We start from the raw sequence: 12341 nt of genomic DNA, 5'->3' as shown, positions 1-12341 counted from the left end.
ACGCAGCCACCGCCTCATGCTGACCGTTTTTCTGCGCCAGACATAACCCTGGTATTTCGTAATCATCTTTCGCTGCTGCAAGCTCTATGAACTTATCTTCTGATAACTTCCCTTCCTTCAGTAACTCCGCCAGCACCTTCATAAACGCAGCCACCGTATCATGATGACCACTTTGCAGCGCTAAATATAGTCCAGGCGTTCCGTCACCATCTTTCCCCGCTGCCAGCTCTATGAACTTATCTGCTGATAACCTCCCTTCCTTCAGTAACTCCGCCAGCACCTTCATAAACGCAGCCACCGCCTCATACTGACCGTTTTTCTGCGCAAAATATAGTCGAGGCGTTCCGTTACGTCTTTTCCCCGCTGCCAGCTCTATGAACTTATCTGCTGATAAATTCCCTTCCTTCAGTAACTCCACCAACACCTTCATAAACGCAGCCACCGTCTCATGCTGACCGTTTTGCTGCGCTAGACATAGTCCAGGCGTTCCGTTACGTCTTTTCGCTGCTGTCAGCGCTATGAACTTATCTGCTGATAACTTCCCTTCCTTCAGTAACTCCGCCAGTGCTTCCATAAACGCAGTCACCGTATCATGATGACCTTTTTGCAGCGCTAGACATAGTCCAGGTGTTCCGTTACGTCTTTTCCCCGCTGCCAGCGCTATGAACTTATCTTCTGATAACTTCCCTGCCTTCAGTAACTCCACCAGCACCTTCATAAACGCAGTCACCGTATCATGATGACCATTTTGCAGCGCCAGACATAGTCCAGGTGTTTCGTCATCATCTTTCGCTGCTGCCAGCTCTATGAGCTTATCTTCTGATAACTTCCCTTCCTTCAGTAACTCCACCAGCACCTTCATAAGCGCAGTCACCGTATCATGATGACCATTTTGCAGCGCCAGAAATAGTCCAGGTGTTTCGTCACCATCTTTCGCTGCTGCCAGCGCTATGAACTTATCTTCTGATAACGTCCCTTCCTTCAGTAACTCCACCAGCACCTTCATAAACGCAGTCACCGTATCATGATGACCATTTTGCAGCGCCAAATATAGTCCAGGTGTTTCGTCACCATCTTTCGCTGCTGCCAGCGCTATGAACTTATCTGCTGATAACTTCCCTGCCCTCAGTAACTCCACCAGCACCTTCATAAACGCAACCACCGTATCATGCTGACCGTTTTTCTGCGCCAGACATAGTCCAGGTGTTCCGTTACGTCTTTTTCCCGCTGCCAGCTCTATGAACTTATCTTCTGATAACTTCCCTTCCTTCAGTAACTCCACCAGCACCGTCATAAACACAGCCACCGTCTCATGCTGACCTTCTTGCAGCGCCAGAAATAGTCCAGGTGTTCCGTTACGTTTTTTCCCCGCTGCCAGCGCTATGAACTTATCTGCTGATAACTTCCCTGCCTTCAGTAACTCCGCCAGCACCTTCATAAACGCAGCCACCGTCTCATGCTGACCATTTTGCAGCGCCAAATATAGTCCAGGCGTTCCGTCACCTTCTTTCCCCGCTGCCAGCGCTATGAACTTATCTTCTGATAACTTCCCTGCCTTCAGTAACTCCGCCAGTGCTTCCATAAACGCAGTCACCGTATCATGATGATCTTCATACAGCGCTAGATGCACACACCTTTTTTTTTGAGAATCTGATAACTTTAAAAAATTATTATCAGTCAGACGTAATTCACGAAAGCATGCGGAGAAATCTGAAATAGTACGACCTTTTCCTAAGACAATATTAATATTGGCAAGCCACAACCCATCACGAGCGTACTTTTCATCTGTAATGTTAAGTAAAAGTTCACTCGTTATAGCTGCCTCATACAGAGTATTATCGTGACTCACGGACAGCCAGTTTGAACCATCAAACCCAATTTGAACCGCATGATTGATATAAGTAATAACCAATGAGAATGGCACGTCATGGGAACGCATCTCGTTAAGGCAGCAGGTCAGTGATTTTCGATTGAAAGAGCACAAAAATGTCTCAGCCACACAAGGTCTGCACTTTTTGCGCTCATCATGAAGGGTATCTTTTTCATCTTGTGTAAATGATAACAACTTTGCAGGTGCAGGGATATTTTGGTGACGTGGTAAACCTAATGCAACATATTGTGAAGCGCTTAAGACGCTGCCTGAATAAACGACCACACCTTCAAAAAAAGCCTTAAGGTCGTCTTCCTCACCGTTAGGAAGCTTCTTGATTCTGGCGTTATACGTTGCCCCATCAAATCTTATCACCGCCTGCGCAGCCATAACCGCAAGTCCATAGCACACCCCGTTATCCACAGACGTATAACCGAAACCATTCATAATGGATAGAACTTTCGATACCATAGAATTCATTGAGATTTGGAAGAGCCAGTATTTTTAAAATACAGGCAGACAATGCTAAAAAACGAGTTAAAAATCGTTAATGCTCTTGACTTTTTCAGGAGTTATAGCTGGCTGAGCCTTGGCATAAATGCCTTCTCAGCTTAAAAATCAGCCTTAATTTACCCCTATAATTGGCCTTAAAAAGACCTCAACATCGCAGATTCTGAGTCACGTTTTAACCCTCATTCACCATAAAATTTCTCCTTTAGACTTTTCCAAATTCAAACAAGAAAGCCTATTGGTATGCACCTTTCAGGAGGAATTTCCTAGGTGGAACAAGATAAGAAACAAAATATCTTTTTTATTACTGAACCAACTCCAAGATAAAAGGATACTCAATGATTTTTAAAGTCGGAGTGGAGCCTCCCGCAAAAGACACTGAAGCGTGGGGCATTGTCGTCCCTATCTTCGATAATTTAGGCTATGGGTGTATAATCTGCCTCAGATGTTTGGAAAGTTCTTCTTAAAACCGCAAAGGAAGCGATTGAGAACATGATCGACGAAATGATCATTGACGGTAAAACGTTAGTTGAACTCCTTTCTTTTACAGAGGATGGTTATCAGGCTCTATATCCAGATTTTACAGAATGGTTTGATCTGGAAATTAAAATATCAAGCCTGAAAATATCTTGAATTTGTAACAGGGGTATTGCGCCCATTTCATCCATATCTCTCACGCAATCTGATTTTTCATTCAATATCAGCATATTAGATTAATAAAATAGGTTTCAATTTATTACTGAGAAAAATGTAATTCTGACTTTAACTGCTTGGGTACCTTAGAGATTGTGCGTCTTGAACAATCAAGTAGCCTTTCGATATGACTATACCCATGATACCTGAAGATGCTCGATTTCAGCGAGAATGCACAGCTTGTTAATCAAGGCGACAGTGTGCGGCAATAGTGAGCTATTGTTAGCACTGGCAACACAGAGTAACACGCTGTGCAACTCGCACTTCGTGGACTTCTCAGAGCCAATTCTTCTTTGTTACATTAGCTCGAAAGAATCCCGATATTCCTTCGCTAATGCGCCTCAAAGAATTGGCGCTGAGAAAGTCCTGAAACATGCATCTTCAGGTGTCATGCGTATATAACTTTCCTTATCAATTAACAGATCTTTGATTCTGGAGTGAAGAACGGTATCGATCGGACGACCTTTGTATTTACTTTCCTTGCACGCTGAACACCCTGCCACGTCATGGTTTATATGTGGTCATTAGGCCTATTAGGCAAAGCTTTCTACTTTAAAAAATCTAAAATAATTTTGGGGGCTCATCTCATGACGTATCTGTTGCGAAGTAAATTACTCGACTACAAACGCTTGTGCTTTGCCGCAGTAACCCAACTTTTTTATTCTACATTGCGAGAATTTACGGCTTTTTATGCTTTTCTATAGAATCTTTAATACTATTTACCTGCTCGAAACACTTCTTTTGCTATCACCAAGTTTATCTTTACAAGCTGTTCGATCTGTTTTTATTGGTGGAACCATAAGCGTTCCTGAGCAGCCAGTTATTATAAACAGAGAAATTGAAAAAATTAAAATAGATTTCATGATGTTACCTTAGTTAAAGATAAAGAGGCTATTCCCTTGAATAATTCAAAGCATTAGATTATTCAAGGGAATAGCACATCTTAGTCTGTATTCTATCTTCTATCTTCTATCTTCTATCTTCTATCTTTATCTATATTTGATAAAGACAAAAATGAGATTTAAAGAGCAACAGAATGAGGCTGCAATTAAAGTGCTTGGTGATCTTTCACCTGTAGCTTGGTGGCATATTCAGTTAGCTGGTAACTATGTATTTGATGAAGATAATGAATTACTAAATCTAGAGAGAATTTTAGAAACAGTAACTACTTCATTTACCGATTAACAAAGGAATTATCAATGAAAACACTATCATTAACCTATTGATTATTAGTTGTTATCTAGATTTTGTGAGAGATATGGATGAAATGGGCGCAATACCCCAAGCCATGAGTGTCTTTTACTTCTTTCAACCTTTGATAGTCAGGCAAATATCCATGTATTAGTCGTTGAGGTTTGGTGTAACTACTACAAGCGTTTATGACTGTAAAGCATAGAGAATAAAAAACAGCTTTAAATTTCGATTTTACTTCATTGGTAATGCCTTGAGTACTTCCGATTTTCGCCAGACAACCTAACACTGACAAAGTGCAGAGTAAATTAATTAATAAAAACACTTGAATAATGTTTGAACTAAAGCGAAAATCTCATTCGAACGTTATTCGAATGAGATTTTATTTATGTGCCCAGCACCTAGATACAGCATTGAGCAGCAGGCGGAAATGATCCGAGGTGCTGCAGAGAAAGTCATAGAAAACTCCTCATTACTAGATTTCAAAATGACTGCAATTGCCAAGGAAGCTGGTTTGTCAGTGGGCTCACTATACAAATATGTGCAAACTAAAGAAGACGTGATTATTGCGCTCGCCTGTGAAATGTTTATCCGTTTTTGTGATGTTGCCGATCAAATCTATTCATCGGCTCACTTATCCATGCCAGAAAAGTTAATGTCGTTCATGTTATTGGCACCAGAAAAAGCCAATCGATTTAGCTTTGATATGGATTTAGAAATATTAGCTACCAGTGACCCAGTATTGCGCCGATGCTCACCGATGTGGAAAGCCAAAATGCTCGAACTCGAAGACCACATGGACTCTATGTGCGAGCAAAAAACCAAAGATTGTGTTGAGTCTGGGGAGTATTTAGGCGAACTCGAAGAAGTCATGGAAATTTCGATGGGAAATTGGGCGATGACAGTAGGAATGCGCCAAGTCCGTAGCCACATGAAAATTAAAGAGAAGCACTGTCAATCGAACCAAGAAGTCTGCTTTGCAGGCGACATGGCGATTAAAGCGATGAAACATTATATCAACGCATACCCATGGAAGGCGTCTTTAACCGACGACGGTATTGAAAGAGCTAAAAAGAATTTGATCAGTCTAGGGTTACGTTAAACCTAGGCGTTACAACCATTGAGAATTTTTACTTACTCAATGATTCAGTAAAGATAACAAGGAAGCACATTATGTCAGCTGGAAAGCAGCTAAAAGTCTGGAGTTTAACCCTTATTGCGGTAGCGACAATGGGTATAGGACTTTACTCATACAAATCATCACAAATTTCAGCACAGGCTGGACAAACGATGCCTGAGTATCCTGAATTAGTGGGGGCAGAAAACGCAAGTTTAGTCGATTATAAAGAGCTCGTGCGTGTACCAGCAGAAATTATTGCACCTGATTCAGTATTGTTAACCAATGAGCTATCAGGGAAAATTGTAAAGCTTAATTTAAAGGATGGCGCCTCTGTTAAGAAAGGGCAAATGTTACTGCAGTTAGACATCAGTGAAGAACAAGCCACGTTAAAGACAGCAAAGGCCCGTGCTGAGCTAGCAAAAGCAGATTTAAAAAGAATTAAAGCCTTACATAAGAAAAAGCTGGCATCAGATGACGCACTCGATAATGCCGTAGCCGATCTGAAAATTAACCAAGCAGAAGTAGAGCGCATTCAAGCTATCATTGCGAAAAAGACTGTAGTAACACCGTTTGATGGCACGTTAGGATTGCACGAATACTCTGTTGGTGAATACCTTCCTGCCAATAGTGCAATTACCAATCTAGTGTCAAATCAAGGTCACCTTTGGGTCGATGTCAATTTATCACAAACACAAGCAAGGCTGTTGTCAGATGAAAGCTTTACGTTAGTTGTTGACGGGCAGGTTTTACCCACTGTTGCTCAGGTTGTTGCAAAATCCCCGTTAATTGAAACGACAGCGCGTAGCCTTAAGCATCGTGCATTACTGCCAAAAGCAGAGGCTAAAAACTTCACACCAGGTGCGTTTGTGGAAGTATTGATCAAGCAAGGCAGTGCTCAACCAACCATTCGATTACCTAAGCAAGCGGTATTGCGTCAACAAGCGACGCGTTATGTGTACGTCATGGTGCCAGCCGGCCCAGGTACTTATCGTGCACAAAGACGTGATATCACTTTGTTCCAAGAAGACGGTCAATACAGTTATATCACTGGCGGTTTGAAACAAGGCGAGAAAGTGGTTACTACGGGCGCATTTAAGATGTACCCCAATAAACTCGTTACCGATCAGCAGCAACCAGCACCGACTGGCGCCGAGCAGTAAGGAAGCAGCATGTCAGAACAACGTTATCCCAAACGCATTACTGATGTGTTTGTTACTCGTCCAATTTTGGCGGTAATTTTATCCTTGGTCTTGGTGTTGATTGGCAGTATTTCTGCGATGAAATTGCCTGTGTTGCAATACCCACAGATCGAAAGTTCACAGCTGGTGATTGATACCATTTACGTGGGCGCTTCGGCTGATGAAATCCAAGGTTTTGTAACCGATCCAATAGAAAAAGCAGCCGCAACCATTTCTGGTGTTGATTATGTCAATTCAGAATCATCTGCTGGTGCCAGTAAAGTCACAGTGCAGTTGGTGTTGAATGCCGACAGTACCAAGGCATTAGCTGAGTTGAATACTCGGTTAAGTCAAATTCGATATGAATTGCCACAACAGTCGCAAGATCCAAGTATCACGGTCACTCGTGCCGACAGACCTTATGCGTCTTTTTATCTATGGGCCGATACCAAAGAGTTCAGCCGCGCTGAATTGAGCGACTATCTTGTACGCCAAGTGAATCCATTGTTAAATGCGCTTCCCGGTGTACAAAGGGTTGGTGTAGAAGGTGGTCGCTCACCCGCAATGCGTATTTGGCTAAACCCAAGTGAAATGGCGATGTTGAATATCAGTAGCAGTGATATTCAGCAAGGACTGTTACGTAATAACGTTGCCGCCACCATTGGTAATACTAAAAACTCAGTGCAAAGCATCGATCTTGTTGCAAATACCTTGCTTGAAGATACCCCAGCGTTTGAACAAATTACTATTAAAGACGTTGACGGTCGCAGTATAAAACTGGGTGATGTTGCCACCATTGATTTAAGTGCAGAAGAAGCAACAGCAGAAGCGGGTTTCCGTGACCGTAACTCAGTATATGTATCGGTATTCACTCAGCCAGGTGCGAATGAAATTGCCATTGGTGATGCACTGTATAAACGCTTAGAAACCTTAAACCAGTCGTTACCAAAAGATCTTAAGCTGAATATCGCTTACGATGCGACCAAATATATGCGTGATTCGATTAAGGAAGTGTTTACCACTTTACTCGAAACCGTATTATTAGTGGGCATTGTTATCTTATTAATGATGGGTTCGTTCAGAACCGCATTAGTACCTTTGATCACGATTCCTATTTCGATTTTAGGCGCTGTTGCAGCTATGACGTTGATGGGCTTTTCACTCAACTTACTGACCTTGCTGGCGATTGTATTGTCTGTTGGTCTAGTGGTTGATGATGCCATTGTTGTGGTTGAAAACGTTGCACGTCATATGCGCAGCGGCATGAGTGGACCCAAAGCCGCTTTGTTGAGTTCACGTCAATTATTTACGCCAATTATTGGTATGACAATCACGCTGGCCGCAGTTTATGCACCTATCGGCTTCTTGTCAGGACTCACAGGTGTACTATTTAAAGAGTTCGTATTTACACTGGCAATTGCGGTATTAATGTCGGGCTTAGTCGCTTTAACGCTATCACCGATCATGAGTGCAAAAGTATCGCCAGAAGGTGGTAAAGAAGGCCGATTTACTCAGTATATCAATGGTCGCTTTGCTCACCTTGAAGTGCTCTATAAAGGCTTTTTAACCAATGCCTTTAACTATCGTCCTCAAATTGTCGTCATTGCGCTGTTTATGACATTGATGATTGTGCCGTTATACCTTTTTTCAAAATCTGAACTTGCGCCGACTGAAGATCAGTCGATGATTCAGATGTATATTGAAACACCACCAGAATCGACATTAGAACATACCAGTGCTCAGATGATGGGAGTGGTAAAATCGGCGATTCAAACACCTGACAGTGTAGGGATGTGGCATATTTCGTTCCCGACCTTTGGTTTTGGTGGCCTCGTATTTGAACCTGTAAAAGAGCGTGAACAAAGTACTCAAGAATTATTGGGGCAAGTGTTCGGCGTATTATCGCAGTTCCCACAGGTTACTGCGTTTCCTAATTTACCTGCAGCATTACCAACTTCAGGTCAGTTTGATGTCGAAATGGTGGTGACGTCATCGGTGCCACAAATGGAAATGGCAGTCTATGCACAACAGTTGGTTTATGCGGCATTTGGTAGTGGTAAATTCATGTTTGCTGATACTGACTTAAAAGTCGATTTACCGCAGATCAGCTTTGCGTTTGATAAAGCCAAAATTGCTGACTTAGGCATGACTATCAGCGATGTTAATGAACAACTGTCGTTTTTACTGTCGGACAATTACATCAACCGTTTTAATTTAGACGGTAAAGCTTACAAGGTGATTGCTCAGGTTGAAGATCGCTTTCGCAACGACCAACAAGCGATTCTCGAACTGCAATTATCGACGCCTGCTGGAAAATTAATACCATTATCAAGTATTGCTACTGTGCAATCGAAAGCAGCCCCGAGAAAGCTCACCAAGTTTGGACAGCGAAATTCGTTCCGGGTATTTGGCGGCATTAACGGAGGAAGTACAAAAGAAGAAGCGTTGGCATCACTAGAGCAAGCGGCTGCGCAAATTTTGCCTGCAAGTTACTCGATTGACTATGTGGGTGAGTCGCGTCAGTTACGTCAAGAAGGTAATACACTTGTCGGTGTGCTTGGTGTGGCATTGGTGTTTGTTTTCTTTGTATTGGCGATTCAGTTCAATAGCTTTAGAGATCCACTTGTTGTATTGCTGGGTTCTGTGCCATTAGCATTATCAGGGGCGCTATTGTTGTCGTTTATGAATTTTACGACCATCAATATTTATTCGCAAATTGGATTGATTACCTTGGTTGGGCTGGTAGCGAAAAACGGTATTTTAATTGTTGAGTTTGCAAGGCATCTGCAATTAGAAGGTTTGAATCGAAGTGATGCTGTTATCCAAGCTGCAAGCACTCGACTTCGTCCTGTACTGATGACCACTGCCGCAACCGTTCTGGGTCACTTCCCACTGGTATTAGTCACCGGTGCAGGTGCAGCAGCGCGTAACAGTATCGGTTTGATTCTGGTTGCAGGGATGATTATTGGTACCTTCTTTACTTTATTTGTTCTGCCGGTGATTTACTCCTATATTGCCGCTGAACATAACAAAGAATCTGAGGCTGAGCTGCAAACAGCTAAATCTTGAAGCCGTTATTTGAGTAATAAAAAAGCCCGTATTAACGGGCTTTTTTATTTTAGATTGGAGAAGAAGTTAATCTTCTGTTTCTAACTCTTTAACTAAGAACACATGGTGTCCAACGATTCCTTTAAGTGCGTCTTCAATAACATGGAGCGTCTTAAAGTGGACTTTGATTACTTGGCCGTCTGCATCTACTATACTCTTAACTCGAGTTAAGTAGATGTGATGAGTTTTACCATCTTCAGGCTTAATGAAAGAAATCTTCACTGATGTGTTTTCTGGGTGGAAAGTGTAAGTACCTTCGTACTCGTAAAGAGCTTCAGAACCTACGTCTTTAAAGATTTTGACTGTACCAGAGTTATCATCGGCTGCACTGAATTTGATCTTACGATAAGGATCGTCATCGTGCTTGCTGAGTTTAAACTCTCTTTCAGCAAAATCAGCGACAGTAGAAACGTCTTCACCATAAGTCGTACAGTTTTTCGCTGAAGTATGGTACTGATCACGAGTCTTCAATGTTTCAGCATAAGCAACTTTATTGAACTTATCTTTCATCAACGAGTTACCAAGATGACATTTCTTATCGAGTTTAAACTCGTAATGTTCATGATACTTGTACTTCTCCAAGTTGATGTTGTCCAAAATACTATCAAGTGCTACGGTGTTGAGCCCTTTTGGCATTTTTGGTAAAACCAAACCTGCTTCTAGAACTTTACCGTGTCTAAGAGCTCTATCTTCGCCTTCACCAAGTTCAACAACAAAAGCATGCTTATGCATTTGAACTTCACGACCAAAACCGGCTACTTCTTTAGGTAATGTAATTCGGCAAAGATCTACAGAGTTACTACCTGTACCGAACTTTTGTGATTCCCAAGTACTCGGTGTGCTTGTTGGAAAATATGAAATAATTTCTTCATGCTCTCCGTCCTCATTAAGCACGTGAGTTTCTTTGAAAAACTTAACATTTCCACGTGAGTCATCGTCAGCTGACTCTTTCAACTGAGCAATAATGTAGGTTGAACCTTCCATTGCGACAATCACACCATCAACGCCGCTATCAGTTGGGTTAACCTCTGATGCAAATTCAGAAACAAAAATATCATCAAATACCAGTGCTTGTGACTTTACACCGCCAACATGCTTTCTCAAGTAATTACACAACTTCTGCTCACCGTTATCGTCGCTTAAAATTGCGTACTTAACGTCAGCGTCGTCAGGTCGACATTCATCAACTTCTGGCAGTAAGAAAATTTGATTGTTGTTGGTAATCGTTAGCTTGTTGATTTTAGAACCTTCAGCAAACATCGCATCATCAGCAACTAAGTAACCCCATGTTTTTTTCAAATCAGGGTTTTCACTTAAGAACATGTCAATAGAAACGCCAGATACATCATATACTTTAGATACAGGTGAACGGCTTACGAAACGGTTCCATGGATTCACAAGAGTAATATCACCACTCTCTAAATCGATGTCTGTCACTTCCCACTTGTGGTAAGACTTTTTGAACTCTCTGTCAGTTGTATCGAAAACAAAGTGCTTTTCAAGCTCTGGTTTCGCAGTACTGTGGAAGTAGCCAAAATAATTCTCATGATCATATGTGAAATGATAATTAGATAAATGTGTTTCTTCAGAACTCACATCATAATGAGTCGAGCTGTGGTTTGCTGCATGCTCTTCACCATTAGGGTGACCAACACCAAGTGTATTCAAACCATCAGTGGCAAAGTATTCAGCCGCATTACCTTTAACTGCTGTACTCATAGCCTTTGTTAGAGGTATTAACTTTTGAGTATTACCCGGCTCGAAGTTGATGATACTGTTGATAATATCATCATATGAAGAAGGCTCCATGCCCATAATATCAACATAAGGAGCGTGCGCTTTAGCTACTTCACTCACTGCTTCAAGTCCAGGTGCAGACATCAACTGGTGCATAGCACCGTGATGGATATATTCCTTATCTTCAGCGTTTGAGTCTAGGGTTGCATCCGAGGTGAGTTTTGAAAGAGTCAAACATGCCGCTTGGACCTTAAGCTTATCAGATTTTGCTTCACGGATTTTCTCAGGAGAAGCAGAAGCTGCTCCAGCCGCAGCGATATAATCTTCGTTTGCTGGGTTAAATAAATCTAGATCATCTTGAGTTTTAGCTAATGCCGCTTCGACATCGGCTGCGACTGTGATATCGCCACCATTCATCCATAAATAATGTTCAGCGTATGTTGTAGCACAACTGACCACTTCTCCTAAAATCGGCTTCAGTAAGTAATGGCTATTTTCGCCATTAGGAACTTTAACCATTACTGCTTTAGTCGCATCAGCTTCAGGTGCTTCAAGTGAGTATGAACCACTAGCTTCGTCGACTGCAGCAAGAGGCTCGCCTTCGTCATGTTGATGGTTGGTATTGGTATCTAAAAAAGCCACAGCACCTTTACGGTTCATTGGATCGATAACTTTACCGGCTTTAGTTACCGTTTTGGCTGGTTCGATTTTTTTAGCTGGAACAGTCTTGCTGTTGTTATCGCTTCCACATGCGGATAAAACGGCAACAGCTATACCTGTTAACAGGAAGTGTTGAACTTTCATTAAGTCGCTCCTTCTGACTTATAAAACGTACAAACGTATTACTGAATAAGTAAACTCGCTGATTAAGCGTAGAAAGGGTCTTAAAATTGTGCAAATTTTACACTTTATAATTAATGTTAGACTTTGAATG

At 41.9% G+C, this 12341-nt stretch carries 5 protein-coding genes and 1 pseudogene; 4 read left to right on the top strand and 2 right to left on the bottom strand.

Translation table 11 applies throughout. The features are described 5' to 3' along the window. Positions 1–2341: pseudogene (locus JQC92_RS07385) on the bottom strand (hypothetical protein); the annotation flags it as partial. 1746 nt (positions 2342–4087) lie between these two features. Between JQC92_RS07385 and JQC92_RS07380 the strand changes: the two are divergent. From JQC92_RS07380 to JQC92_RS07365, 4 genes are all read left to right on the top strand, one after another. Beyond that, positions 4088–4258 (top strand): hypothetical protein, encoded by a 171-nt coding sequence (locus JQC92_RS07380; protein WP_204999048.1) that lies wholly within the window; start codon positions 4088–4090, stop codon positions 4256–4258. 394 nt (positions 4259–4652) lie between these two features. After that, positions 4653–5366 carry a TetR/AcrR family transcriptional regulator gene (locus JQC92_RS07375; protein ID WP_204999047.1) on the top strand — a complete coding sequence of 238 codons (714 nt, stop codon included), beginning with the start codon at positions 4653–4655 and terminating at the stop codon, positions 5364–5366. A 71-nt stretch (positions 5367–5437) separates the two neighbouring features. After that, complete coding sequence (locus JQC92_RS07370; RefSeq protein WP_204999046.1) at positions 5438–6544, top strand: efflux RND transporter periplasmic adaptor subunit; 1107 nt, start codon at positions 5438–5440, stop codon at positions 6542–6544. Positions 6545–6553: 9 nt separating this feature from the next. Continuing rightward, complete coding sequence (locus tag JQC92_RS07365; RefSeq protein ID WP_204999045.1) at positions 6554–9631, top strand: efflux RND transporter permease subunit; 3078 nt, start codon at positions 6554–6556, stop codon at positions 9629–9631. 66 nt (positions 9632–9697) lie between these two features. On the opposite strand, the gene JQC92_RS07360 is transcribed toward JQC92_RS07365, so the two are convergent. After that, complete coding sequence (locus JQC92_RS07360) at positions 9698–12211, bottom strand: hypothetical protein (RefSeq protein ID WP_204999044.1); 2514 nt, start codon at positions 12209–12211, stop codon at positions 9698–9700. Between the last annotated feature and the right edge of the window lie 130 nt (positions 12212–12341).

This window comes from Parashewanella hymeniacidonis (assembly GCF_016900895.1).
Lineage (GTDB): Bacteria > Pseudomonadota > Gammaproteobacteria > Enterobacterales > Shewanellaceae > Parashewanella > Parashewanella hymeniacidonis.
Note: the sequence above shows the minus strand (reverse complement) of the source record. Positions and strands in the feature narration are given on the sequence as shown.

Bases quoted from the DNA above. Each gene is read 5' to 3' on its own strand.
- JQC92_RS07380 (WP_204999048.1), top strand. From the start codon at position 4,088: ATGAGATTTAAAGAGCAACAGAATGAGGCTGCAATTAAAGTGCTTGGT.
- JQC92_RS07375 (WP_204999047.1), top strand. From the start codon at position 4,653: ATGTGCCCAGCACCTAGATACAGCATTGAGCAGCAGGCGGAAATGATC.
- JQC92_RS07370 (WP_204999046.1), top strand. From the start codon at position 5,438: ATGTCAGCTGGAAAGCAGCTAAAAGTCTGGAGTTTAACCCTTATTGCG.
- JQC92_RS07365 (WP_204999045.1), top strand. From the start codon at position 6,554: ATGTCAGAACAACGTTATCCCAAACGCATTACTGATGTGTTTGTTACT.
- JQC92_RS07360 (WP_204999044.1), bottom strand. From the start codon at position 12,211: ATGAAAGTTCAACACTTCCTGTTAACAGGTATAGCTGTTGCCGTTTTA.